The organism is Aliivibrio sifiae, from assembly GCF_002954715.1.
Lineage (GTDB): Bacteria > Pseudomonadota > Gammaproteobacteria > Enterobacterales > Vibrionaceae > Aliivibrio > Aliivibrio sifiae.
The window spans coordinates 75891-100756 of record NZ_MSCP01000004.1; the positions used below are offsets into that span (position 1 = coordinate 75891).

Below are 24866 nucleotides of genomic sequence, written 5' to 3' on the forward strand. Positions count from 1 at the left end.
TTATATTCTTTCATCATCAAGTTAAACACAAAAACTTATTATTTAAGGGAAATATAAAACGTGGATAGTCCTACTCTAGAAATTAATGAAGAGTTATTCACTGAAGAAGTAGATTCAACGTTCAATAAAGTAATTTCTATTTTAAGAGCTGAGAAAATATTTCCAGACAGTGTTCAAAAACAAATGCTTTATTCTCACTTAAAAGCAATGGTAATTAGATCTCATACTCATGAACCATTACCCGAAGTTGAAATTGACATGTTTGATGAAATATCAAAATCATCACACAAATTAGCAGAAGATGTTGTTAATTTATTTCCAACATTAGCGTACGAAGAATCTTATTTATTATCTGTTCACTTTGAAGTGGCAAAAGAAAACGAATTAACCGATGAATTTGGAGCATAACATGACAAATATAACAGTAGTGATTGGCGACCGTTTAGGTAAAGGGCAAAAAGTAGGTTTAGGCGTTGAAGCAGCAGGTGGTATTGTTACCGTTATTCCTGGAATGGCTGCAGACATGAAGCTTGGTGACATCATGAACCAAGAGCAAGCAGACTTTGGTATTTCTTTCTGTGGCAGCGGCGGCGCTGGTGCAATCACAGCTCAAAACAAATATGGCTACAAAGCAAAATATGGAATGCGTTCTGTTGAAGAAGGCGTAACAGCTATTAATGAAGGCTACAACGTTTTAGGTTTTGGTTTCATGGATAAAGAAGAACTTGGCCAAAAATTGGTTGAAGCATTTGTTAAAAAATACAGAAGCTAATATGAAAGAATCTATTACAACAACCGTAACGGTTAGTGGTGATGGAAATACAAAAAATAGGCTCTGTCAGAGAATATGAAGCGTTAACAAAAATAGATGCTGACTTTGTTATCTCTACAGAAAAAGTATCACAAAAAAATAAACCGACTATCGCAGTATCACCAATACCAACCAGTTTTCAGATAGAACAAGTAAATAAATTGATACTGATGAATCGCTCTCATCCCTATATGTTGGATAAGTTTTTTGATCATCGTTATTTTTCTGTGCTCGAAAAAACAACTACACAAGCAGAGTTATTAAAAACCTTCTCGAGCCACTTAACTCAAGACAATATCACCCCAACTGGATTTTATAATTCAGTGATCGAGCGTGAAAATATTACATCGACTATTTTAGGGGAGGGTATCGCTATCCCTCACTCTCTGGGGTTATTAGCCAATGAGACCAAGGTATACACCATTATCTCACCTCATGGTGTTGATTGGGGAAATGGAAAAATAGCGCATGTAATTTTCCTTTTTGCTATCAATAAAGACGACTATGAAGAAGCAATGAGTCTCTATGATTTATTTGTGACTTTTATGAATGGTAAAGCTGTAGATACGATTTTGAGCTGTTCATCTTATAAAGAATTTCAATATGTGGCAAAAGAGTGCTGGTTTAACAGAAAGAAAGATTGGTAATTAATTACATAGGTATAATAAAAATCCCAGAAAGCCTGGGATTTTTTATAGATAATAGAAATAGATAATTAAGTACGAGGCTTAAACTCAAGCACCGGTGCTTTTTCACCGTCATTCACATCTTTAGGATTATTAATTACAATCAAATCTAATGCTCGGCCTGTTGGGCTTAATAGCGCTAACTCTTCTTTATGCTCGTCTTCCAAACAAATATTTAATGAGATATCTGATAGCGCCTTTACACCAAACTCTTCTTCTAATGTTTCTAGCGCTTCTTGTAAGTTCTCAGCCAGAGACTTACTATCCCAACGACCTTTAAATTGGATTTCCAACGACTTTATCCTCTACTTTTTTAGTACACACCACATTCAACATCGATGTGTTTTTTAATTTTCTGACCGCTCCATCTTTGAAAAGCCCTAAATCATCAGCTCCCCAATAAGGTAATTGCATTGGCCATTTATCTTTTATCATTATCGTTGAATCAATTAATATTTGCCATTGCTCTTTAGTAACCAAATCCATCTCTATTTTTTGACAAACCTCTTGAGCGTATTGGCTCGTAGCTCGTAGCCAAGGTATCTTATTTTCCATATAAAAACCTTCGCTGCCATTATCAATAAATGGAACCGCAAAATTAATTTGATTAATGCTCACTCCTTTACGAATAGTCACTGGATTTAGCTCGGGCTCAGCAATAGTTTCTGACGTAATTTCAGCTTTAGGCATACTGGAAATATCAACTTCACGTAATGCTGATTTACTAAATAAACGCTCTTTCTGCAGTGTTTTTAACGCTTTTTTAGCAGTTAAAAAATCACTATAAGGCCCAATTAGACAGCGATTTAACTTCTCTTCCTTTTTCATATTAATCGGTACATTAACTGCCGAACTAATCTGAGAAACTATATTATCACTTAACGCTTTACGAAAAAGCCCACATTGAATCCAAAACTCACTGTCACCTTCATCATATTTTGCCGGTTGATTACCCCATAACCCTTCGCCAATGGGACAAGAGTCCAATAATTCATTATTCGCGGATTTCGTTTCTTTAGGAAAACAAACTGAGGCTAACACACTATTATTCGTTGCTAGATAATCAACGGTGTTTTCATTCGCATACACATTTGTTACCGCAGCCAGTGTACTCAGTATTCCCAATGAAATAGTTATTCTTTTTTTTAATTTAGCCATCAGATTACCCTAGGTAAAATATTTACAATATTATCAGCATAGCAAAAGTTCGGTTTCAGATCCGAGATCTCATTTCCAATGCTTCCATACTACTCTAATTCAAAGAATAAAATGGCTATCCACAAAGCGATAAACTAAAATTATTGCCTATCCTCCTTTATTTATGTCGAGTCGCACATGGAAGTTGAACTGTTAGAGATCCAACACTTTTTATCGCAATACCCTCCGTTTAATTTATTACCTGAAGAGGCAATAAAAGAAGCAGCTCAAAGCGTTGAAATATCTTATTACCGCGCAGAAAGTATGGTGATTGGATTTGGTGATGAGATCAAAGACCTTTATATGGTTCGCAGCGGTATTATTGAAGTCTATCGTCGTAATGGCGAGCTTTATAACCGACTTGATGAAGGCAGTATTTTTGGGCAAATGGGCTTATTAATGAATAATAAGGTTCGTTTCCCAGCAAAAGCACTTAACGATTCATTGTTGTATTGTATTCCTGAATCGGTATTTGATGATTTCTGTGAACGCTACGATGAGTTCTCAGATTTTGTAGAAGTTGAAGATGCCACTCGTTTAAAACAAGCGGTCGAGAGTAATCATGATGACGCTAATGATTTAACCACCTCAAAAGTAAAAACATTGCTGACGCGTGAAGCGGTAATGATAACCAAATATGAAACCATTCAATCCGCTGCAAAAACAATGGCTGAAGAAAATGTCTCAGCTGTTTTAATTACAGACCCTGAAATCGATACCGAAGAAGAAGATAATGACTTTGTTGGTATAATTACTGACCGTGATTTATGTACTAAAGTACTTGCTTGCGGATTGGATTTTGAAACCCCTGTGTCTGAAGTTATGTCTACAGAATTGATTTCTTTAGATCATAACGCCTATGTCTTTGAAGCCATGTTAATGATGTTGCGCTACAACGTGCATCACCTTCCTGTTCTTCGCAATAAACAACCGATTGGTGTACTTGAAGTTTCAGATATCGTTCGCTACGAATCCCAAAATAGCCTGTTATTCGTAAGCAGTATTTTCCAACAACAGACTATCGAAGACTTGGTAATTCTCTCTAGCCAATTGAAAGATTGCTTTATTCGAATGGTAAATGAAGACGCTAACTCTCACATGGTTGGTAGTGCGATGTCTGAAATTGGTCGAAGCTTTAAGCAACGTCTATTAGAGCTCGCTGAAGAAGAATTAGGGGCTCCCCCTGTCCCTTACTGCTTCTTGGCGCTTGGCTCTATGGCTCGTGATGAGCAATTAATTGTTACCGACCAAGATAACGCGATTATTTTAGACAATGATTACAACGAAAAAGAACATGGCGAGTACTTCAAAGCGTTATCTGCTTTTGTATGTGACGGTTTAGCCGCCTGTGGTTATACCTATTGCACTGGCGATATTATGGCAACCAACCCTGAATGGCGTAAAACTCAGTCAGAATGGGAAGAATGCTTTGCTGATTGGATCGATAATCCAGACCCTCAAGCCTTACTAAACAGCTCTATTTTCTTTGATCTTAACGGTGTGTATGGCCGCACTAAATGGGCAGAGCAATTAAATGGGTTTATTGTTCGTAGAGCGAAGAAAAATAATCGCTTTCTTGCTTGCCTTGCTCGAAATGGTTTACGTCGAACGCCACCACTTGGTTTCTTTAAAGATTTTGTGATGGAAAAAGATGGCCGTCATAATAATTCTATTAACTTAAAGCGTCGCGGTACAGCACCTCTTGCTGATTTAATTCGCGTTCACGCATTAGCTATCGGCTCTCAAGCACAAAACTCATTTGAGCGTTTGGACGATATTATTGAAGCGGGGATTTTACCTAAATCAAAAGGTAGTGATCTTCACCATGCAATGGAGTTAATTTCATTGGTTCGTTTACGTCACCAAGCATTAGATGTTGAAGCGGGCATTGAACCAGATAATAATATCGAACCAGAGAATATGTCAGACTTTGAACGTCGAAACTTAAAAGATGCGTTCCAAGTACTGAGTAATGCGCAAAACTTCCTTAAATTTCGCTATAGCGCCAACAAATTTTAGGGGTGAATGATGATATCGAACATTCAACAAGAAATTCTAAATTGGCCTGCTTTTTTTACACACAAGTTTGAAATCAGTAAAGATAAACGGCTTAAGAATTTTTACCAAACGGGAACATACGAAGAAGAAACCCCACTCAAGGATATTGAGTTTGTTGCTTTAGATTTTGAAACTACGGGGCTTGATGCAAACCAAAACAGTATCATTAGTATTGGCTTGGTTCCATTTACCCTGCAGCGAATTCGCTGCCGAGAATCCCAACATTGGTTTGTGAAAGCCCAAGACAGCTTAGAAGAAAACTCCGTTGTCATTCATGGAATTACTCACTCTGACTTGCAAGGCGCTCCTGATTTACGTCGTATCTTAGAAAAAGTACTCGATGCGTTAGCTGGAAAAGTCGTTGTAGTTCATTACCGAAGAATAGAGCGTGATTTTTTTGATACTAATTTACGAAGCTTGATTGGTGAGGGAATTGTTTTTCCAGTGGTCGATACAATGCAAATCGAGGGGGATTATCAACAAGGTCAATCTAAAGGCCTAATTAATTGGCTTAAAGGAAAGCGTCCTGAATCAATCCGTTTGGCAAATAGCCGATTACGTTATGGCTTACCGGCTTACCCTCCTCATCACGCATTAACTGATGCGATTGCGACGGCTGAATTATTTCAAGCTCAAGTGCGTCATCACTTCTCAGAGAATGACCCTATTCGTAAGTTATGGCAATAATAAAAACCGTTTAACCTAAAAACAAAAAAGCCGATGAAGATTATCTCTCATCGGCTTTTTATTGTTTGTTCACTAAAGAATTAAGAACGGTTATGTTTCTCAGTTCTCATACCCATAAGTAAACTCACACACATGACAAGCAATATAATGGTGAATGGTAAGGCAGTTGAAATAGCCCCAGCTTGAAGAGCCTCAATTGCTTGAGTACCACCAACCCATAGCAGAGCAACTGCAATTGCCCCTTCCATAAATGCCCAGAACACTCGTTGTGGTACAGGCGCATCAACTTTACCACCAGCAGTAATGCTATCGATAACTAATGAACCCGAATCTGATGAGGTGATAAAGAATACCAACACTAGCACAACCGCGATCAGAGAAAGAATATTCCCCATAGGTAGAGCATCAAACATTTGGAACATAGCTAGAGAGACGTCCGTTAACCCTTCAGAGCCTAAGGTACCTACATGATTGATCACCTGATCAATCGCAACACCACCAAACGTAGACATCCAAAGCACGGTAAATACAGTTGGTACAACTAATACTGCAATCAAGAACTCACGAACAGTACGACCACGAGATACTCGAGCAATAAACATACCTACAAATGGAGACCATGAAATCCACCACGCCCAATAAGTAACAGTCCAACCGTGCATCCACGCTTGATCCCCACGACCGTGTGGATTACTTAATGGAATAATATTTTCAATGTAGCCCATAACTGTCGTTGGAATCGTCCCCATCGAAACAGAAAATGAAACCAAAGCAACAAAAACAACTAATACAATCGCAATAATCATATTAATGTTACTGATGACTTTTACACCACCATCAATACCACGCATTACTGAAACAACAGCAAGCAAGGTAACAATGAAAATAATCGCGACTTGTAAACCTAATCCACCTTCAATTCCAAACACATGTTGGAAGCCACTTGCTGCTTGTTGAGCACCAAGACCTAAAGAGGTAGCAAGACCAAATAACGTTGCTAGAACAGCAAGAATATCAACAATATGACCGGGCCATCCCCATGTGCGATCTCCTAAAATTGGATAGAAGATTGAGCGCATAGAAAGTGGTAAGCCTTTATTGTAAGAAAAGAAAGCTAATGACAAGGCAACAACACCATAAATAGCCCATGGATGAATACCCCAATGGAACATGGTTGCACCAAGTGCTAATTGTTTTGCTTCCGGTGTATACGCTTCAACGCCTAGTGGTGTTTCAAACCAACCAGTAAAGTAAGCAACCGGTTCTGATACACCCCAAAACATAAGACCAATACCCATGCCAGCAGCAAACAGCATCGCAATCCAAGAAACCATAGAATAATCAGGTTTTGCTTTATCGCCACCAAGGCGGATCTTGCCGAATGGAGAGACAATCAATGCTAAACAGAAAATAACAAAGATATTTGCGGACCACATAAACAAACCATCAAATGCGTTGATAATCTGTAATTTCAAACCATTTAATACTGTTTTAGCCGTTTCTGGGTCCGTCACTGCAACAGCAATTAAGAAGAGTGCAATCAAGCCAGCACTAATACCGAAGACGGAATTATGAATATCCAGTCCCCATTTTTGAACGTTATCCTGTCCAACAGTATAATCCGTATTATCTATACTGTACTTGTCCTTATTTCTACTCATTATTCCTCACTTCGAGCCTTAGCTCTCTGTTTTGGTTTAATTCAAATACTCGCTTTAAAATATTTAAACACACCCTATGATCCTAACAACTGAGCAAATTATTACCAGTAAAAGCGGTAAATTAGCCAGAAAAACAGCAAAACAAGCGAAATATCCTTATCTGTAAGACATTGTTTATGTTTTACAAATAAAAAAAAACGATGACTAAATCATCGCTTTTTATTAATTAGCTATGGTTAACCTTTATAGATTTTAGGATTAAATACGTCTCTTAACCAATCACCAAGTAAATTAATTACCAAGACTAAAGTAACCAAGACTAACCCAGGGAAAGCAGTAATCCACCACGAACCAGAGAAGATATAATTAAACCCGATACTGATTAATGAACCTAATGAGGGTTGGTCTACCGGTAGACCTAAACCTAAGAAAGATAACGCAGCCTCAGACATAATAGCATTAGCAATTTGCACTGTAGATATAACCAAAATTGGAGATAAGCAGTTAGGTAAAATATGACGGAACATGATTCTTGGTGAACGGAATCCCATTACCTTCGCCGCTTCTACGTATTCTTTCTTCTTCTCTGCCAATACTGACGCACGGATTGTACGAGCATATTGTGGCCACTCAGCAATACCGATAATAACCACGAGCATTACCACTGCATATTGGCTAAAGAACTCTGTTCCAAAACTGGCTTTAAAGATAGCAGAAACAATGATTGCAACCATCATGGTAGAAAAGGACAATTGCACATCAGCAAATCGCATTAAAAAGCTATCAATTCGACCACCAAAGTAGCCGGCTGATAAACCAATAATGATACCTAGCGTAAGTTGTACTGCTACTGCCAAGAAACCAATCGTCAACGATAAGCGCGAACCATAAAGAATAGTCGACAATACATCACGACCTTGGTCATCTGTACCTAAAAGGAAACGTTCATCTCCCTCTTCCATCCAAGATGGAGGCAATTCTGAATCCATAATATCAATCGAACTAAGATCATATGGATTACTTGGAGCAATGACAGGTGAAAGCAATGCACCTAAAACAAACACTAAAAAGACAGCAAAACTAAACATTGCCACTTTATCGCGTAAAAAATAATACAAAAAATCTGAAGATTTAAATCGCTCCCAACGAGTTGGAACGTGGTTAGTTGTTGTGTTCATGATTACGCTCCTTTGCCTGTAATATCTACAGTTGGGTTAATTAGTCCATACAATAAATCAACAATCGTATTCGTTACGACGAAGATCAATCCGACAAAGATAACGTAAGCGGTAATCAAAGGTGTATCTACACGGTTAATCGCCTCTAAAAATAAAGAGCCCGTTCCCGGCCATTGGAACACCGTTTCGGTCAAAATTGTATAGGCCACCATAGTACCAATTTGAACACCACCAACCGTTAAAACTGGAAGCATGGTATTTTTTAATGCATGTTGGTAATAAATTTTGTTGGTAGCGATGCCTTTTGCTTTTGAAAACTTAATGTATTCAGAACTTAATACTTCAAGCATTTCTGAACGCACCAAACGAATAAACAAAGGCAGCATAATGGAAGCCAGTGAAATACAAGGCAATACTAAATGAGCTAAGCCATCAATAGTAAAAAACCCTGATTCCCAACCAAGTAAATTGTACGTTTCTCCACGCCCATAGGACGGTAGCCAATTTAATTCAATTGAAAAAACATACATCAACATTATTGCGGTTAGGAATACAGGGATCGATATACCAATACTACTGAACGCCATAATTACTTTAGTAAAAAAGCTTTTAGGATGAATAGCCGAATAGACACCAAGAGGGATCGAGAGACATATAATAATAATCGCAGAACCCAATACTAATTCAAGGGTTGCAACAAGCTTATCTAGGATGACCTCAACGGCTGGCTTTTTGAAAAAATAAGACGTGCCCAAGTCACCTTGAACCGCATTAGTAATAAAACGAGTATATTTTGTGATGAACGGGTCATTTAACCCTAGATCATCTCTCAGAGCTTGACGCTCTGCTTCTGAAACTGATTGTCCAACCAATTCACGTAACGGGTCACCCAAGTTATCTTGGATGGAAAACGCAACCAGACTGATCACAAACATCACTATCAGAGCCTGAAACAGGCGCTTGACCAGAAACGTAAACATTCCTTGTCCCCTTAATCTATCCTAAGAATGACATGATAATTTTCATGTCTAACATATTGTTGGTCTTGCTGTTGGATACAAATAAAGGTTGCTTCGATTCATTCAAAGCAACCTATCTGTTTTTTGGTTAGTCGTTACTTAACAACTAAGTCGCCAAAGTATGGGTATTCCATTGCATTTACGATTGGCTTGATATCAATGTTTGATTTCGCACCCCATGCAAGGTTCTGCCAATGTAGTGGAACAAACGCAGCATCGTTATAAAGCGTGTCTTCTACTGTTTTTAGCATTTGGCTACGTTTAGCTGGGTCAGTTTCTACATTTGCCGCTTCAACTAAACGGTCAACTTCTGGGTTTGAGTAATGGCCACAGTTGTACTGACCTTTACCTGTTTCTTCATTACGAGTCATTGTTAGGAACTCAGAGAAGTTTGCTGAATCTTCAGTATCTGAATGCCAACCGATCATCATCATGTCAGCAGAACACAAATCAAACTCTGGCCAGTATTGTGCTTTTGGCAATGTTTTCAAATCAACTTTAATACCAATTTTCGATAGCATCGCTGCTGCTGCTTGAGCAATTTTTGCATCATTAACATAACGGTTGTTTGGTGCCATCATGCTTAGTTTGAAGCCTTCTTCGTAACCCGCTTCTTTCATTAGTTGTTTTGCTTTCTTAAGATCGTAACGTGGAACTAAGTCAGCATCATAACCAGAATAACCTGAAGGTCCTTGTTGACCAGCAGCAGTCGCAAAACCTTTCATGATTTTCTTAACGATACCTTCGTTATTGATTGCATGAACGATTGCTTGACGAACACGAACGTCTTTCAAGGCTTCATTGCTTGTTTGATTCATTTGAAATGAAATCAAACGAGTGCCTGGCAGCGTTACTAAATCGATACCTTTGGTATTTTTCACTCGCTTATGATCGTTTGGTGCAACAGGAGCAATAACATCAACATCACCAGAAAGAAGAGCAGCAACACGTGTTGCATTCTCTTTAATTGGTACAAGAGTTAATTCATCTACGTTACCTGGAGAATTTTTATCCCAGTAACCATCAAAACGTTCAAAAACAACTTTTACGCCTTGTTCTCGAGATTTAACAACAAATGGGCCAGTACCAGAAATGTGTGTTGATGCGAATGAATTACCGTGTTTTACGATTTCAGATTTATCTTTGCCATCTTCCGTTTTGCCAGAATAGAACTTACTGTCCATTGGGAAAAGATACGTCGCTGTCTGTAAAACTAATGGATAAGCGCCTTTAGAAATAAGTTCAACAGTGTAATCATCAATTTTAACTAGTTTTTCATACGGTTCGAAAATAGCTTTAAAATCAGGTGAGTCTTTTAGACGATCAAATGTCCAAACAACATCATCAGCCGTCATTTCATTACCTGAATGAAATTTAACGCCTTTACGTAAATTAAAACGGAAGGTTTTTTCATCGATACGTTCCCACTTTTCAGCAAGACGTGGTTCAAAGTCAAATGACTGCGTATAACGCACTAGGGGATCAAACACCATATGAGAAAGTTGTAGTGTGCCGCCAGACAATTGCTCATGTGGATCAAGAGATACCGGATCGGCATCGTAAGCAACGGTAATGTCAGCTGCTGCTGCACTAAAACTTAGGCCTGCTGCCATAAGCGCGATAGCCAGTTTGGTCTTCATGGTTTTCATTGCATAACTCCTTTATGCGGGAATATATCCCTAGTTTGTTGTATTTATACTTATTATTAGACGGTTTATACCGCTGTTAGATTATCTCTCAAGCCTTTAAACTCAGGCATAAGCGAAATTAATTGCTGGCTATACTCGTGCTGTGGGTTGGTATATAGATTTTCAGTAGGAGCAACTTCCAATAATGTTCCCATCTGCATTACACCCACACGATCACACATTTGACGAATAACAGGTAAATCATGACTGATAAACAACATGGTTAGGTTTAACTCATCTTGTAAATCTTTTAATAAGTTGAGGATTTGTGCTTGAACCGATACATCTAATGCTGAAGTAGGTTCATCACAAATTAATAGGCGTGGACGAGTCGCTAACGCTCGAGCAATAGAAATACGCTGACGCTGGCCACCAGAAAACTCATGTGGGTACTTCAATGCCGCCATTCTGCCTAAGCCAACATGATCTAAAAGATCATTAACGATCTGTTGCGTTTCTGATTCTGAGCGTGTTAGCTTATGAAAACGGATCGGTTCTGCAATGATATCGAAGATTTTCATACGTGGGTTCATTGATGTATAAGGGTTTTGGAAGACCATTTGCATTTGACGACGCATAGGTCGACGTTCTTTCTCTGACTTCAATGCTGTGAGATCAATCCCTTCAAAAGTAACAGAACCAGAATTTGGCGGGTACAAACCAGAGATTATACGAGCAATGGTAGATTTACCTGAACCTGACTCACCCACAAGACCAAATGTTTCCCCTTCGTGAATTTCAAAGCTAACATTATTAGAGGCTTGAACGTATTCACGGCGACTTTCAAAAAATGAGTCTTTCGTTATAAATCGTAGATTTACATTTTCTACTTTTAATAATGGTCCTGCGTATTCTCTCTGATCTTGGCTTTGCCCTAACCAGTGATTCTTCACATCAATAGGATCATGCTGAACGGCTTCTTCGATATAACTCACTAACGGGAAACGATCTAATTTAACGTCAGAACGTGGAACCGCAGAAATCAAACTACGAGTGTATGAATGATCCGGGTCACCTAAGACTTTCTCTGTCTTACCAAATTCAACCAAATCACCGCGGTACATTACCGCGACTTTATCTGTTACGTTTGATACAACACCCATATCATGAGTAACAAGCATACAGCCTACATTTTTCTTAACACAAAGATCTCGTATAAGACTTAGAATTTGATCTTGAATTGAAACATCGAGAGCTGTAGTAGGCTCATCGGCAATAATAAGGTCAGGTTCACCGGCTAATGCTATCGCAATAACAACACGTTGACGCATGCCACCTGAAAATTGGTGTGGGTATTGTTTTAAGCGATTGTCCGGTTGCGGGATACCCACTTGCTCCATCAGAGATAACGCTCTCGCATAAGCCTCTCCAGATGACATTTTTAAATTGGCATGAATGGTTTCGGTTAACTGTTGCTCAACCGTAAATAAAGGGTTTAACGAGGTCATTGGGTCTTGGAAAATAAAACCAATTTTAGAACCTCTAACTTTACGCATATCTTCTGTTGTTAGACCTGATACTTTTTCACCATCAAGAAAAACCTCACCTCCAGCAATAACACCTGGGGGGCTTAATAAATCAATAACAGCATTACCGACGGTTGACTTACCTGCTCCAGATTCTCCAACAACACCAACAATCTCACCGCGTTCTATTGAAAACGACAGGGATTTAACCGCGGCATGAACTCCATGACGAGATGGATATTCGATACGTAAATTTTTAACTTCTAAAAGTGACATTATCAGACTCCGACTACTCGGCAGCATCCTGCCCTGTCTGCACATTGATTCCATTCGAAACAGAAATAAATACTGTAACGTGATTAGGACACCAATGTAGTCAATTATTCACAAAAAAGCAACAAACAAAGAGTATAAAACTGATATATGTCATTATACTGCATAAAAAGTCACTCAATATAAAATAAACTAAAATCTACGACTGCAAAAAAAACAATAACTATTAAATAAAACATATGGTTACTAATTAAAATATAAATAATATTTTTATCTATAAAAGCATTGTATTTAGATAAATAGACATAAATATTTTTAACATTTCAAATAAGTTTTTAATTGGAATAAGTGAAAAAACACAGAGTTTTATATAGCTACATACAATAGAAAGCAGTGCAAGCTATCAAAACAAATATAAAATCAAGTACTAGAAACTTGAGTTTCGGGGGATTAATTATAAAATAAATCACAATGTAAAATAGCGATTTTGTGATGAAGGTTAGAATAATATAAAGCAGAAACGAAAAAAGCCTCGTCATTTCTGACGAGGCTTTAAAATGTGGTCGGTGAAGAGGGATTCGAACCCCCGACCCTCTGGTCCCAAACCAGATGCGCTACCAAGCTGCGCTATTCACCGAGTTTTTATTTGATTCTTGGGATGTTACTTGAATCAAAAGGTAAACTGTTTTTACAGTTACCAAAATTAATGGGGTGGCTAACGAGATTCGAACTCGCGACCACCGGAATCACAATCCAGGGCTCTACCAACTGAGCTATAGCCACCACTAATTTTTTCTATAACCGCTATCGCGATTATTTAAATAGTGGTCGGTGAAGAGGGATTCGAACCCCCGACCCTCTGGTCCCAAACCAGATGCGCTACCAAGCTGCGCTATTCACCGACAAATTTCGTTTCGATTCTTGGGATGTTACTTGAATCAAAACTGGAAACTTTATTTACTAAGTAAACTTGGTTACCAAAATAATGGGGTGGCTAACGAGATTCGAACTCGCGACCACCGGAATCACAATCCAGGGCTCTACCAACTGAGCTATAGCCACCACTACTTTTTTGCGCCTTTAATTTATATTCCGGATGGCACGCCCGAAAGGATTCGAACCTTCGACCTTTGGCTCCGGAGGCCAACGCTCTATCCAACTGAGCTACGGGCGTATACCCTATCGGCGGAGAGGAATAATACGGATCTGCGTGACCTGCGTCTAGTGTTTTTTTTACTTTTTTTATCGTTTGGTCTCTTTTTCGACAATTTCTACCTATTTATCCTCATTTTCTTTAGGTGTAGTGGTTTATTGCAACAATTTAAGCAGATATACTCACTCAATATTTACACGAAGTTAACGCGGCTATTTTATTAAGTACGCTTTTCAACTGGGTAAATACAATAAAATGGGCTGAAGCCAATAATAATAACTGGGAGTGTAAAGTGAGCTTTATGGAAAAATCGATTCGTAACATCATTATTGCAACGATTGCTGCATTAACTTTTTCAACTACCTCTTTTGCAGCAGGTAACTCTGATGATGCAATAGCTGAGCGAATTAAGCCAGTTGGTCAAGTTTACCTAGCAAGTGATGTTCCTGTTGTTGAAGAACCAACAGGACCTCGCACTGGAGAGCAAGTTTACAAAACATTTTGTACAGCTTGCCACTCTACAGGCGCAGCAGGATCACCTAAAACCCAAAATGCGGCAGATTGGGCTCCTCGTATAGCAAAAGGGATGGACGTACTTAAAGACCATGCGATTAATGGCTTTAATGCAATGCCTGCACGTGGTACTTGTATGAACTGTTCTGATGATGAAGTTGTTGCTGCTGTTGAGTACCTAATAAAAGGCCTATAATTAAAAGCATCTATAAAAAATGCCCACTTATAATAGTGGGCATTTTTATTTTCAGTTATTTTTTAAGCATTGCTCTAAGATTGGCTATATTATTTTTTCCTCTCTCCATCCTCTCTTCTTGAGTTGGCTTTGGTTTTTTCATTTCCCAATCTAGATCATCATGTGGTAACTCTTCTAGAAATCGACTCGGTTCAGGACGAATTAATTCACCATATTGTCGACGTTCTTTGCATAATGTAAAAGTCAGTTCTTTTTGAGCTCGAGTTATTCCAACATAAGCTAAGCGACGCTCTTCATCTACATTATCTTCATCCATACTCACTTGGTGAGGTAAGATCCCCTCTTCAGCACCAATCAAAAAAACATATGGAAATTCTAAGCCTTTTGATGCATGTAAAGTCATTAATTGAACCTGATCGGCCCCATCTTCATCCTCACCTCGTTCCATCATGTCTCGTAAGGTTAAGCGTTGAACCACTTCTTTTAATGTTTTCTCTTCATTATCATAATTATCACCTTCTAAATCGGCGACAATCCATGAGTAAAGATCAGAGACGTTTTTCATTCTCATCTCTGCTGCTTTTGCGCTAGTAGATGTCTCGTATAGCCAATCTTCATAATGAATATCTTTCACAAGAGAGCGAACCGCTTCTACTGTATTACCCCGTTCTGCATTTTCAGAAATAGAAACAATCCAATGACTGAAACGACGTAGTGATTCTAATCCTCTCCCTGTAAGAGTTTGCTCTAATCCCATTTCAAAACTGGCTTCAAACAAACTCTTTCCGCGCATATTGGCGTAAGTACCTAATTTTTCTAACGTCACAGGGCCAATTTCACGGCGAGGCGTATTTACCACTCGTAAAAATGCATTGTCATCATCAGGGTTTGTTAGCAAGCGTAAATACGCCATGATGTCTTTGATTTCAGCTCGCGAGAAAAAGGAAGTCCCACCTGATATTTTATAAGGCACTCGGTTTTGCATTAACGATTTTTCTATCAAACGTGATTGGTGATTACCACGGTATAATACGGCATAATCTTTATAGTCTGTTCTATTTAAAAATCGATGAGCAATGATTTCACCCACCACTCGTTCGGCCTCATGTTCGTCATCTTTTGCAGTAAGTACTTTTATTTGCTCACCATCAGGGATCTCTGAAAAAAGACGCTTTTCAAATACATGGGGATTATTAGCAATCAATATATTAGCTGCTCGTAGAATTCGGCTGGTCGAGCGGTAATTTTGCTCCAATTTAATCACTCGTAAATTTGGATAGTCTTCGTTTAATAGCACCAAATTTTGAGGTTTTGCACCACGCCATGAGTAGATTGATTGATCATCATCCCCTACGACTGTTAAGCGGCCTCTTTCTCCGACTAATAGTTTCACCAATTCATACTGACTGGTATTGGTATCTTGGTACTCATCCACAAGTAAATAGCGGATCTTCATTTGCCAACGCTCACGAACCTCTTGATTAGTTCGAAGCAGTAATACAGGTAATGAAATAAGATCATCAAAATCAAGCGCGTTATAGGCTTTCATTTGTGTTAGATACATCTCATAACAAAAGGCAAATAATTGGTCTTGCTCTGAACGAGCGAAGCCTTTAACTTGCGCAGGTGTCAGCATGTCATTTTTCCAATTAGATATACTGCTTAATAACTGACGCAGTAAATCTTTATCACCATCAATCTGCTTTTCTGTTAACTCTTTTAATAAAGCCAGCTGGTCTTGATCATCAAATAAAGAAAAACCAGCTTTCAAGCCAAGTACTTTATATTCACGTCGAATAATATCTAAGCCTAATGAGTGAAAAGTAGAAACCATTAACCCTCGGGACTCTTGCTTGTTTAGCGTTTGCCCGACACGCTCTCTCATTTCTCGTGCCGCTTTATTGGTAAATGTTACCGCTGCAATATTTCTCGCTTTATAACCACACGTCTGGACGAGGTAAGCTATTTTATTTGTGATTACACGGGTTTTACCTGACCCTGCACCAGCCAATACTAAACATGGCCCTGAGACAAATTTAACTGCCTCATCCTGCTGTGGATTAAGTCTCATGAATCACCTATTAAATCGATAATGAATTATTTGGGTCTATAATAAAGCGGTCTACTTTGGAATACCATGTAAACAATCAATCAAAAAATGTGACCTTTACGTTTCTTGACACAAAAATAGATTACATTTTATTCGTCGTGTCCTAAAATAATGAATGAACGTTCATTCATTTCATAAGGATCTATTTATGAAGGAAAAACGCCAACTCATCATTGAGTCAGCTGAACAGTTGTTAGCCACCGATGGGTTTAGCGGTTTATCCATGCAAAAAGTAGCAAACCAAGCGGGTGTTGCCGCAGGTACTATCTATCGCTACTTTGATGATAAAGAAGCATTAATCCAAGAAATAAAGCTAAATATAATGCAACGAGTAGCCTTTGCTATTCAAGAAAACGTACTAGATTCAGATCCAATTAAAGTCCGTTTTCGTACTATGTGGTTAAATATTTGGCATTTTGCTATTTCAGAAAGAAATACATTTTTGAACCGCAATCAATACGATTCACTTCCTTGCTTTGATTTAGTCAAACTAAAGGAACTAGAGGAAAAAATGTTTGCCCAAGTTAATCAACTCTTTATTGATGGACTTGAGCAAGGTGTCTTTAAGCCTCTTAGCGTAGAAATATTAACTGGCCTTAGTTTAGAAGCGAGTGTTTGTTTAGCTCGAAAACATGCTCAAGGTTTTTTTACTTTAACAAACGATGATCTTGACGCGGCAATTGAAGCCAGTTGGGATGCCATTATTAAACACTAATTTGGAGTTCTAATCAGAATGAAAAAGTGGACTTTCTTTATGTTACTTCTTGCGCTACTTCTTTTTGGTAGCGTTATTGGTTTTAACATGTTTAAACAACAAAAAATTGCTGAGTACATGGCAAACAGACCTGAACCTGAATTTCCTGTTACGGTTGAAACGGTTACTTCGTCTCTTTGGACTCCAACTATCGAAGCGATTGGTTTCATTGAGCCAAACCAAGGTGTAACTCTTACCACTGAAGTTAATGGCGTAATCGATAAGATTTCCTTTGATTCTGGCAGCCAAGTAAAAGAAGGGCAATTACTGCTTTCTCTTGACTCTAAAGTAGAAAAAGCCAATTTAAAAAGTACTCAAGCTCGCTTACCTGCAGCTGAAGCAAAATATAAGCGTTATAAAGGCTTGTACAAAAAAGGGTCTATTTCTAAAGAATCATACGATGAAGCTGAAGCGAATTATTTCTCTCTTGCTGCTGATATTGAAGGTATGAAAGCATCAATTGAGCGTCGTGAGATTAAAGCACCTTTCTCTGGTGTAGTTGGTATTCGTAACGTGTATCTTGGTCAATACTTACAACCAAGTACTGATATCGTTCGTTTAGAAGACACTAGCATCATGCGTTTACGTTTCACTGTTCCTCAAACGGATATTTCTCGTATCAACATTGGCCAAGATATTGATATTACGGTTGACTCATACCCTAATGATGTATTTAAAGGATCAATTAGCGCGATTGAGCCAGCGGTAAATATTCAAAGTGGTCTAATTCAAGTTCAAGCTGATATCCCTAATAATGGTGGAAAACTACGTAGTGGTATGTTTGCTCAAGCAGATATCATCTTACCTACATTAGAGAACCAAGTTGTTATCCCGCAAACAGCAATTACCTACACTCTCTATGGTGACAATGTTTACATCGTTACTGAAAAAGACGGTGATAAGCGTGTTCAACAGCATGTAGTAAAAGTTGGTGAGCGTTCAGAAGCTATCGTACACATTCTTGACGGTGTTAAACCTGGCGATGTTGTTGTTACATCTGGTCAAGTTCGTTTAAGTAATGACGCGAAAGTACGTATCGTTGAAAGCGATGCAACAACACCACCTGCTGAAACACCAATGCTGTAACCGGAGGAACTATGCGCTTTACTGATGTTTTTATTAAACGTCCAGTTTTAGCGGTATCAATCAGCTTTTTGATTGCTTTGCTTGGTATCCAAGCTATTTTCAAAATGCAGGTTCGTGAATACCCTGAAATGACGAATACCGTTGTAACGGTAACAACAAGCTACTACGGTGCGAGTGCTGACCTTATCCAAGGTTTCATCACTCAACCCTTAGAACAAGCGGTGGCTCAGGCTGATAATATAGATTTCATGACGTCACAATCTGTAATGGGTCAATCGACTATTACGGTAACGATGAAATTAAATACAGACCCCAACGCCGCATTGTCTGATGTGTTAGCTAAGACTAACTCTGTTCGATCTCAGCTTCCAAAAGAAGCCGAAGATCCAACAGTTACTATGTCGACAGGCTCTACAACTGCTGTACTTTATATTGGTTTTACAAGTGATGAGCTTGTATCAAGTCAAATTACCGATTACCTAGAACGAGTTGTTAACCCTCAACTATTTACGGTTAATGGTGTTTCAAAAATCGACCTTTATGGTGGTATGAAATACGCATTACGTATTTGGTTAGATCCTGCCCGTATGGCTGCAATAAATATGACAGCAACTGATGTTATGGGGGTATTAAATGCCAATAACTTCCAATCAGCGGCTGGTCAAGCAACGGGTGAATTTGTTCTTTATAATGGTAGCGCAAACACACAAGTTTCTAATGTAGAGGAACTTGAGCGTTTAGTTATTAAAAGTGAAGACGGTGAAGTTGTTCGTCTAAGTGATATTGCGAAAGTATCCTTAGAAAAAAGTCATGATGTATACCGGGCAAGCGCTAACGGTAAAGAAGCAGTTGTTGCAGCAATCAATGCCGCACCAAGTGCTAACCCGATTAACATTGCAGCAGATGTTTTGGAACTTTTACCTCAACTAGAGAAAAACCTTCCTAAAAATATCAAAATGAACATCATGTACGATTCTACGATTGCGATTAACGAATCAATTCATGAAGTAATTAAGACTATTGTTGAAGCAGCTGTTATCGTACTTATCGTTATCACATTGTTCTTAGGTTCATTCCGAGCGGTAATCATCCCTATTGTAACCATCCCGCTCTCCCTTGTTGGTGTTGCTATGGTAATGCAAGCCATGGGATTCTCATGGAACTTAATGACACTTCTTGCCATGGTTCTCGCCATTGGTTTGGTAGTAGATGACGCAATCGTTGTACTTGAAAACGTAGATAGGCACGTCAAACTTGGAGAAACACCATTTAGGGCCGCGATCATTGGTACGCGTGAAATAGCGATACCTGTAATTGCAATGACTCTAACGTTGGGTGCTGTATATGCTCCTATCGCTATGATGGGAGGAATTACTGGTTCTCTGTTTAAGGAGTTTGCCTTAACCCTTGCAGGCTCAGTATTTGTTTCTGGTATCGTCGCACTAACACTATCTCCAATGATGTGTTCTAAGATGCTTAAAGCAAATGAAGTACCGAGTAAATTTGAAAGTACAGTTCATCATTTCCTTGATGGTATGACAAATAAGTATGAGCGAATTCTTGGTTCGGTAATGCAACACCGTCCGGTAATCATTGCATTCGCGGTTATCGTTTTTGCCAGCCTGCCATTACTATTTAAGTTCATTCCAAGTGAACTTGCTCCTTCTGAAGATAAAGGAGTGGTAATGCTGATGGGTACTGGTACATCTAACGCTAACTTAGATTACCTGCAAAACACGATGAATGATGTAAATACAATTCTTTCAGACCAACCTGAAATTGCATTTGCTCAAGTATTTACAGGTGTTCCTAACTCAAACCAAGCATTTGGTATTGCATCAATGGTTCCTTGGAGCCAACGTGAAGCGAGTCAAGCTGATGTAACTGGCCGAGTAGGTAAATTAGTCCAAGATGTTCCTGGTATGGCTGTAACAGCCTTCCAAATGCCTGAACTTCCAGGTGCTGGTTCTGGCTTACCAATTCAGTTTGTAATAACAACACCAAATAGCTTTGAGAGCCTATTCCAAATAGCGACCGAAGTGCTAACTGACGTTAAAGGTAGCCCTTTATTTGTTTATTCTGATATCGATTTAAACTTTGATTCAGCAACAATGAAAATCAACATCGATAAAGATAAAGCAGGTGCTTATGGCGTAACCATGCAAGATATTGGTATTACGTTGAGTACTATGATGGCTGATGGCTACGTTAACCGTATCGACCTAAATGGACGTTCTTATGAGGTTATCCCTCAAGTTGAACGTAAATACCGTTTAAACCCTGAATCAATGAATAACTATTATGTTCGTTCTCTCAGTGGCGAGGCTGTACCATTGGGTAGTTTAATTTCAATTGACGTAATTGCAGAACCTCGCTCTCTGCCTCACTTCAATCAGTTAAACTCTGCAACCGTTGGTGCTGTACCATCACCTGGTGTTGCTATGGGTGATGCAATTGCTTGGTTTGAAGATATAGCAAATACAACATTACCAAGTGGATATAACCACGATTACATGGGCGAAGCTCGCCAATATGTAACAGAAGGTAGCGCATTATATGCAACCTTTGGTTTAGCATTAGCGATCATCTTCTTAGTTCTTGCGATTCAATTTGAATCTATTCGAGATCCATTAGTTATCATGGTTTCTGTTCCACTAGCAATTTGTGGAGCGTTAATTGCTCTTGCTTGGGGCGCTGCAACTATGAATATCTACTCTCAGGTAGGTTTGATTACGTTAGTCGGTTTGATTACTAAACACGGTATTCTTATCTGTGAAGTAGCAAAAGAAGAACAGCTACATCACCTTAAAAATCGTATGGAAGCGGTAACTGAAGCGGCTAAAGTTCGTCTTCGTCCTATCCTAATGACAACGGCGGCAATGATTGCGGGTCTTATCCCATTAATGTATGCAACTGGAGCAGGTGCTGCACAGCGCTTTAGTATTGGTATTGTAATCGTTGCTGGATTAGCAATCGGTACTCTATTTACTTTATTTGTACTGCCAGTGATTTACAGCTACTTAGCAAGTGAACATAAACCGTTACCTGTTTTTGAAGAAGGCAAAGAAATTCAAGAATAAGGTATTTAAGAATCTAAAGGCTACTTCGGTAGCCTTTTTTATATTTGAATAGCGACAATCGGCTGTGCTTTATTTAAAATAAAGAAAAAAATTGACCAAGGAATAAATAATGTTTGATCCAAAGAAGTTAGAACAGGTAGCAAAACAAATTCATGATTCAATGCCTCAACCAGTTAAAGAACTAGGTAGTGATGTTGAACAAAAGGTACGTCAGGTTATTCAAGGTCAACTGAATAAGCTTGATGTTGTAGGAAGAGAAGAGTTCGATGTTCAAACTCAAGTACTACTTCGTACTCGCCAAAAACTAACAGCAATGGAACAAAAACTGGCTGAATTAGAAGAGAAGCTTTCGAATAAGTAATTGAAAGTTTAAGTCTCAGATACAAAAATGGCTTAATCATTACTGATTAAGCCATTTTTTAAATTTAATTTAAATTAACCACCAACAGCGATACGCTTCATATCACTCATATAGCTACGTAACTCTTCACCAATATATTCTACTGGGTGATTACGAATGGCCTCATTAACAGCAATTAGCGTTGCGTTATCAACTTGATTTGATGTTTCACCTAAACCACGACCAATTACGTTTGTCTCAATAGATGGCATAAACTTCTCACGAAGTAGTGGTGTTGCTACATTAGCAAATAGATAATTACCATACTCAGCAGTATCTGAAATTACCACATTCATTTCATATAAACGCTTACGGGCAACCGTATTTGCAATTAATGGTAGTTCATGTAGTGATTCATAATATGCAGATTCGTCAACAATACCAGATGAAGTCATTGCTTCAAACGCTAGCTCTACACCAGCACGAACCATTGCAACTAATAAAATACCATTATCAAAGTATTCTTGTTCTGAGATCTCAACATCTGACTCTGGATAATTTTCAAATGCAGTTTGGCCAGTCTCTTCACGCCAGCCTAAAAGATTAACATCATCATTTGCCCAATCCGCCATCATTGTACGAGAAAACTTACCTTGAATGATGTCGTCCATATGCTTATTATATAAAGGACGCATTAAATCTTTTAATTCTTCAGATAGCTCGAACGCCTTCACTTTTGCAGGATTAGATAGACGATCCATCATGTGAGTCACGCCACCGAACTTAAGCGCTTCAGTAATAGTCTCCCAACCAAACTGTAATAATTTACCGGCATAACTTGGTTCAATGCCATCAGCGATCATCTTCTCGTAAGAAACGATAGAACCTGCTTGTAACATACCACATAAGATAGTTTGCTCACCCATTAAATCAGATTTAACTTCAGCTACAAAAGATGACTCCAAGCAACCGGCTCTATGACCGCCAGTACCAGCAGCCCATGCTTTTGCGATATCCCAGCCTTCACCCTTTGGATCATTTTCAGGGTGAACAGCAATTAATGTAGGAACACCAAAACCACGCTTATATTCTTCACGAACTTCTGTACCTGGACATTTGGGCGCAACCATAACAACAGTGATGTCCTTACGGATCTGCATACCTTCTTCAACAACGTTAAAACCGTGAGAATAACCTAACGCAGCACCTTCTTTCATTAGTGGCATTACAGTTTCAACAACATTTGTATGTTGTTTGTCTGGCGTTAAATTAACAACAAGATCTGCTTGAGGGATTAACTCTTCATAGCTAGCAACTACAAAACCATTTTCTTTCGCGTTTTTATATGACTGACGTCGCTCATCAATAGCAGTTTGACGCAGTGCATATGCAACGTCTAAGCCTGAATCTCGCATGTTAAGACCTTGGTTAAGCCCCTGAGCACCACAACCAACAATCACTACCTTTTTTCCTTTTAGGTAATCAGCTTCAGTTGCAAACTCTTCGCGATTCATAAAACGACAACGACCAAGTTGATCCAATTGCTCACGTAAATTCAGCGTATTAAAATAGTTAGCCATAATAAAACTCCGTAAATATCATTTAATCCATTAGGATGATTCTGTGTATACAAAGATAATAACGAAAGATTAACATTGTAAAAAGTGATATATTAGCAACACATGATTGCAAAAATAGCAACGATATGAATATAAAATTATTACAAACTTTTCTCCATCTTTGTGAGAGCCATAGTTTTACTTATACGTCTAAAGCAATGCATTTAAGTCCTTCAGCATTAAGTCGACAAATTCAAAAGCTTGAAGATGATATAGGACACCCTTTATTTATCAGAGATAATCGCAGTGTTGAATTAACTAGCGCAGCTAAACAGTTAATACCAGTTGCAATGAATATATGTTCAGAATGGAGTGGCTATAAAACACGTTCAAACATTGTAAACAATGCTTTGAAAGGACAACTAAAACTATTTTGCTCTGTAACTGCTAGCTACAGTCATCTCCCTCAACTATTAAATGATTTTAAAGTTAATTACCCACATATAGACATAAAGTTATCTACTGGAGATCCTGCACAAGCAATAGAAAAAATCGAAAACTCTGAAGCTGATATTGCTATATCTGCCATTCCTGAAAAAACATCAAATAAATTAGCTTTTGAAATTATTAGTGAGATCCCTTTATCTGTTATTGCTCCTACTGGTAATAATCAATTCATTGGCGATATAAACAAAGAAAATACAAATTGGAATTCCTTACCTTTTATTCTTCCAGAATCTGGAACAGCTAGAAACCGAGCAAACCAGTGGTTTAAAGAGCAAAAAATAAAACCAACAATTTATGCTCAAGTATCGGGTCATGAAGCTATTGTAAGCATGGTAGCTTTAGGTTGTGGAATTGGAATTGCTCCAGATGTGGTAATTAATAACAGCCCAGTAAAAGACAAAATTCAACGTTTAAATACTTCACCTATAGCACCTTTTAAATTAGGACTATGTTGTAAAAAATCAAAACTTAGTGATCCTGTCATTCAAGCTTTATGGCAAATAGCAGAAAATACATTTATTTAAAAGAAGAAACGAAAAAAGGCTTCCCAATGGGAAGCCTTTTAAAATTTGAGCCTAGCGATGTCCTACTCTCACATGGGGAAACCCCACACTACCATCGGCGCTATTACGTTTCACTTCTGAGTTCGGCATGGGATCAGGTGGGTCCATAATGCTATGGTCGCTAAGCAAAATATGTCAGTAAATGGTGCTGATACCCAGACTCGAACTGGGGACCTCACCCTTACCAAGGGTGCGCTCTACCGGGCTGAGCTATATCAGCAATAACTATTTACTTATGTAATCGAAAAAAGCCATCCGTTAGGATGGCTTTTTAAAATTCA

The 24866-nt window shown here is 38.5% G+C and carries 20 protein-coding genes, 6 tRNA genes and 1 rRNA gene; 11 read left to right on the forward strand and 16 right to left on the reverse strand.

All coding sequences use genetic code 11. The features are described from left to right. Nucleotides 1-60 precede the first annotated feature (60 nt). Genes BTO23_RS20530 through BTO23_RS20540 form a run of 3 tightly spaced genes read left to right on the forward strand, consistent with a single transcriptional unit; the run spans nucleotide 61 to nucleotide 1458 of the window. Complete coding sequence (locus BTO23_RS20530) at nucleotides 61-408, forward strand: transcriptional regulator (protein ID WP_105064436.1); 348 nt, start codon at nucleotides 61-63, stop codon at nucleotides 406-408. A 1-nt stretch (nucleotide 409) separates the two neighbouring features. Beyond that, nucleotides 410-772, forward strand: coding sequence for a glycine-rich SFCGS family protein (locus tag BTO23_RS20535; protein WP_061005510.1), 363 nt, complete (start codon nucleotides 410-412; stop codon nucleotides 770-772). A 41-nt stretch (nucleotides 773-813) separates the two neighbouring features. Next, nucleotides 814-1458 (forward strand): PTS sugar transporter subunit IIA, encoded by a 645-nt coding sequence (locus BTO23_RS20540; protein ID WP_245922158.1) that lies wholly within the window; start codon nucleotides 814-816, stop codon nucleotides 1456-1458. 68 nt (nucleotides 1459-1526) lie between these two features. Here the strand turns inward: BTO23_RS20540 and BTO23_RS20545 are convergent, their stop codons facing one another. Together BTO23_RS20545 and BTO23_RS20550 are read right to left on the reverse strand one after the other, a co-directional pair. Beyond that, complete coding sequence (locus BTO23_RS20545) at nucleotides 1527-1790, reverse strand: hypothetical protein (RefSeq protein ID WP_060994048.1); 264 nt, start codon at nucleotides 1788-1790, stop codon at nucleotides 1527-1529. Further along, the gene (locus BTO23_RS20550) at nucleotides 1774-2655 is read right to left on the reverse strand and encodes an SPOR domain-containing protein (RefSeq protein ID WP_105064438.1); all 882 of its coding nucleotides are present in this window, start codon (nucleotides 2653-2655) and stop codon (nucleotides 1774-1776) included. Before BTO23_RS20550 ends, BTO23_RS20545 begins: the two co-directional genes overlap by 17 nt. A gap of 177 nt (nucleotides 2656-2832) precedes the next feature. On the opposite strand from BTO23_RS20550, the gene BTO23_RS20555 reads away from it, so the two are divergent. Further along, nucleotides 2833-4713: a DUF294 nucleotidyltransferase-like domain-containing protein gene (locus BTO23_RS20555; protein WP_061005524.1), complete on the forward strand. Its 1881-nt coding sequence runs from the start codon at nucleotides 2833-2835 to the stop codon at nucleotides 4711-4713. Between the two features lie 9 nt (nucleotides 4714-4722). After that, nucleotides 4723-5439, forward strand: coding sequence for a 3'-5' exonuclease (locus tag BTO23_RS20560; RefSeq protein ID WP_060994051.1), 717 nt, complete (start codon nucleotides 4723-4725; stop codon nucleotides 5437-5439). Nucleotides 5440-5519: 80 nt separating this feature from the next. On the opposite strand, the gene BTO23_RS20565 is transcribed toward BTO23_RS20560, so the two are convergent. The 10 genes from BTO23_RS20565 to BTO23_RS20610 form a co-directional block, all read right to left on the reverse strand. Beyond that, nucleotides 5520-7100, reverse strand: a complete 1581-nt coding sequence (locus BTO23_RS20565; RefSeq protein ID WP_061013937.1) for a BCCT family transporter — start codon at nucleotides 7098-7100, stop codon at nucleotides 5520-5522. A gap of 236 nt (nucleotides 7101-7336) precedes the next feature. Further along, a complete protein-coding gene (locus BTO23_RS20570; RefSeq protein ID WP_060994053.1) occupies nucleotides 7337-8278 on the reverse strand; it encodes an ABC transporter permease in 942 nt (313 codons plus the stop codon). Between the two features lie 2 nt (nucleotides 8279-8280). Next, complete coding sequence (locus tag BTO23_RS20575; RefSeq protein WP_105064439.1) at nucleotides 8281-9258, reverse strand: ABC transporter permease; 978 nt, start codon at nucleotides 9256-9258, stop codon at nucleotides 8281-8283. Nucleotides 9259-9392: 134 nt separating this feature from the next. Beyond that, nucleotides 9393-10946 (reverse strand): ABC transporter substrate-binding protein, encoded by a 1554-nt coding sequence (locus BTO23_RS20580; RefSeq protein WP_060994055.1) that lies wholly within the window; start codon nucleotides 10944-10946, stop codon nucleotides 9393-9395. 65 nt (nucleotides 10947-11011) lie between these two features. Then, complete coding sequence (locus BTO23_RS20585) at nucleotides 11012-12727, reverse strand: dipeptide ABC transporter ATP-binding protein (RefSeq protein ID WP_170066792.1); 1716 nt, start codon at nucleotides 12725-12727, stop codon at nucleotides 11012-11014. 557 nt (nucleotides 12728-13284) lie between these two features. Continuing rightward, nucleotides 13285-13361: transfer RNA gene (locus BTO23_RS20590), tRNA-Pro, on the reverse strand. A gap of 70 nt (nucleotides 13362-13431) precedes the next feature. Continuing rightward, nucleotides 13432-13507, reverse strand: a tRNA-His gene (locus BTO23_RS20595). A 42-nt stretch (nucleotides 13508-13549) separates the two neighbouring features. Further along, nucleotides 13550-13626: transfer RNA gene (locus tag BTO23_RS20600), tRNA-Pro, on the reverse strand. 84 nt (nucleotides 13627-13710) lie between these two features. Next, nucleotides 13711-13786 (reverse strand) — tRNA-His (locus BTO23_RS20605). Nucleotides 13787-13821: 35 nt separating this feature from the next. Further along, nucleotides 13822-13898 (reverse strand) — tRNA-Arg (locus tag BTO23_RS20610). A 280-nt stretch (nucleotides 13899-14178) separates the two neighbouring features. Here BTO23_RS20610 and BTO23_RS20615 point away from each other — a divergent pair. Next, nucleotides 14179-14586 (forward strand): c-type cytochrome, encoded by a 408-nt coding sequence (locus BTO23_RS20615; protein WP_060994057.1) that lies wholly within the window; start codon nucleotides 14179-14181, stop codon nucleotides 14584-14586. Nucleotides 14587-14641: 55 nt separating this feature from the next. Here the strand turns inward: BTO23_RS20615 and rep are convergent, their stop codons facing one another. Beyond that, entirely contained in the window at nucleotides 14642-16657 is a 2016-nt protein-coding gene (gene rep / locus BTO23_RS20620) for a DNA helicase Rep (RefSeq protein ID WP_061013939.1), read from the reverse strand. Between the two features lie 187 nt (nucleotides 16658-16844). Between rep and BTO23_RS20625 the strand changes: the two genes are divergently transcribed. The 4 genes from BTO23_RS20625 to ubiK all read left to right on the forward strand — a co-directional run bounded on the left by BTO23_RS20625 (nucleotide 16845) and on the right by ubiK (nucleotide 21977). Continuing rightward, the gene (locus tag BTO23_RS20625) at nucleotides 16845-17411 is read left to right on the forward strand and encodes a TetR/AcrR family transcriptional regulator (RefSeq protein ID WP_081091628.1); all 567 of its coding nucleotides are present in this window, start codon (nucleotides 16845-16847) and stop codon (nucleotides 17409-17411) included. An 18-nt stretch (nucleotides 17412-17429) separates the two neighbouring features. Next, nucleotides 17430-18536: an efflux RND transporter periplasmic adaptor subunit gene (locus BTO23_RS20630; RefSeq protein WP_105064441.1), complete on the forward strand. Its 1107-nt coding sequence runs from the start codon at nucleotides 17430-17432 to the stop codon at nucleotides 18534-18536. Between the two features lie 11 nt (nucleotides 18537-18547). Beyond that, entirely contained in the window at nucleotides 18548-21616 is a 3069-nt protein-coding gene (locus BTO23_RS20635; RefSeq protein WP_061030545.1) for a multidrug efflux RND transporter permease subunit, read from the forward strand. Between the two features lie 109 nt (nucleotides 21617-21725). Further along, nucleotides 21726-21977 carry a ubiquinone biosynthesis accessory factor UbiK gene (ubiK, locus tag BTO23_RS20640; RefSeq protein WP_060994062.1) on the forward strand — a complete coding sequence of 84 codons (252 nt, stop codon included), beginning with the start codon at nucleotides 21726-21728 and terminating at the stop codon, nucleotides 21975-21977. Between the two features lie 74 nt (nucleotides 21978-22051). Here ubiK and ilvC read toward each other — a convergent pair whose 3' ends face one another. Continuing rightward, nucleotides 22052-23536 (reverse strand): ketol-acid reductoisomerase, encoded by a 1485-nt coding sequence (ilvC, locus tag BTO23_RS20645; RefSeq protein ID WP_105064442.1) that lies wholly within the window; start codon nucleotides 23534-23536, stop codon nucleotides 22052-22054. Between the two features lie 125 nt (nucleotides 23537-23661). Here ilvC and ilvY point away from each other — a divergent pair, with 125 nt between their 5' ends. Beyond that, nucleotides 23662-24546 (forward strand): HTH-type transcriptional activator IlvY, encoded by an 885-nt coding sequence (ilvY, locus tag BTO23_RS20650; protein WP_060994064.1) that lies wholly within the window; start codon nucleotides 23662-23664, stop codon nucleotides 24544-24546. A 49-nt stretch (nucleotides 24547-24595) separates the two neighbouring features. Here ilvY and rrf read toward each other — a convergent pair. Beyond that, a 5S ribosomal RNA gene (gene rrf / locus BTO23_RS20655) occupies nucleotides 24596-24711 on the reverse strand. A gap of 17 nt (nucleotides 24712-24728) precedes the next feature. Next, a tRNA-Thr gene (locus BTO23_RS20660) sits at nucleotides 24729-24805 on the reverse strand. Nucleotides 24806-24866: the final 61 nt, after the last annotated feature.

Excerpts from the sequence above, each read along its gene's own strand:
- BTO23_RS20570 (WP_060994053.1), bottom strand. The coding sequence starts at position 8,278 with ATGAACACAACAACTAACCACGTTCCAACTCGTTGGGAGCGATTTAAA.
- BTO23_RS20630 (WP_105064441.1), top strand. The coding sequence starts at position 17,430 with ATGAAAAAGTGGACTTTCTTTATGTTACTTCTTGCGCTACTTCTTTTT.
- BTO23_RS20635 (WP_061030545.1), top strand. The coding sequence starts at position 18,548 with ATGCGCTTTACTGATGTTTTTATTAAACGTCCAGTTTTAGCGGTATCA.
- BTO23_RS20585 (WP_170066792.1), bottom strand. The coding sequence starts at position 12,727 with ATGTCACTTTTAGAAGTTAAAAATTTACGTATCGAATATCCATCTCGT.
- BTO23_RS20555 (WP_061005524.1), top strand. The coding sequence starts at position 2,833 with ATGGAAGTTGAACTGTTAGAGATCCAACACTTTTTATCGCAATACCCT.
- BTO23_RS20625 (WP_081091628.1), top strand. The coding sequence starts at position 16,845 with ATGAAGGAAAAACGCCAACTCATCATTGAGTCAGCTGAACAGTTGTTA.
- BTO23_RS20615 (WP_060994057.1), top strand. The coding sequence starts at position 14,179 with ATGGAAAAATCGATTCGTAACATCATTATTGCAACGATTGCTGCATTA.
- ubiK (WP_060994062.1), top strand. The coding sequence starts at position 21,726 with ATGTTTGATCCAAAGAAGTTAGAACAGGTAGCAAAACAAATTCATGAT.
- BTO23_RS20535 (WP_061005510.1), top strand. The coding sequence starts at position 410 with ATGACAAATATAACAGTAGTGATTGGCGACCGTTTAGGTAAAGGGCAA.
- BTO23_RS20580 (WP_060994055.1), bottom strand. The coding sequence starts at position 10,946 with ATGAAAACCATGAAGACCAAACTGGCTATCGCGCTTATGGCAGCAGGC.
- BTO23_RS20550 (WP_105064438.1), bottom strand. The coding sequence starts at position 2,655 with ATGGCTAAATTAAAAAAAAGAATAACTATTTCATTGGGAATACTGAGT.
- BTO23_RS20575 (WP_105064439.1), bottom strand. The coding sequence starts at position 9,258 with ATGTTTACGTTTCTGGTCAAGCGCCTGTTTCAGGCTCTGATAGTGATG.
- BTO23_RS20540 (WP_245922158.1), top strand. The coding sequence starts at position 814 with ATGGAAATACAAAAAATAGGCTCTGTCAGAGAATATGAAGCGTTAACA.
- BTO23_RS20560 (WP_060994051.1), top strand. The coding sequence starts at position 4,723 with ATGATATCGAACATTCAACAAGAAATTCTAAATTGGCCTGCTTTTTTT.
- ilvC (WP_105064442.1), bottom strand. The coding sequence starts at position 23,536 with ATGGCTAACTATTTTAATACGCTGAATTTACGTGAGCAATTGGATCAA.
- BTO23_RS20565 (WP_061013937.1), bottom strand. The coding sequence starts at position 7,100 with ATGAGTAGAAATAAGGACAAGTACAGTATAGATAATACGGATTATACT.
- ilvY (WP_060994064.1), top strand. The coding sequence starts at position 23,662 with ATGAATATAAAATTATTACAAACTTTTCTCCATCTTTGTGAGAGCCAT.
- rep (WP_061013939.1), bottom strand. The coding sequence starts at position 16,657 with ATGAGACTTAATCCACAGCAGGATGAGGCAGTTAAATTTGTCTCAGGG.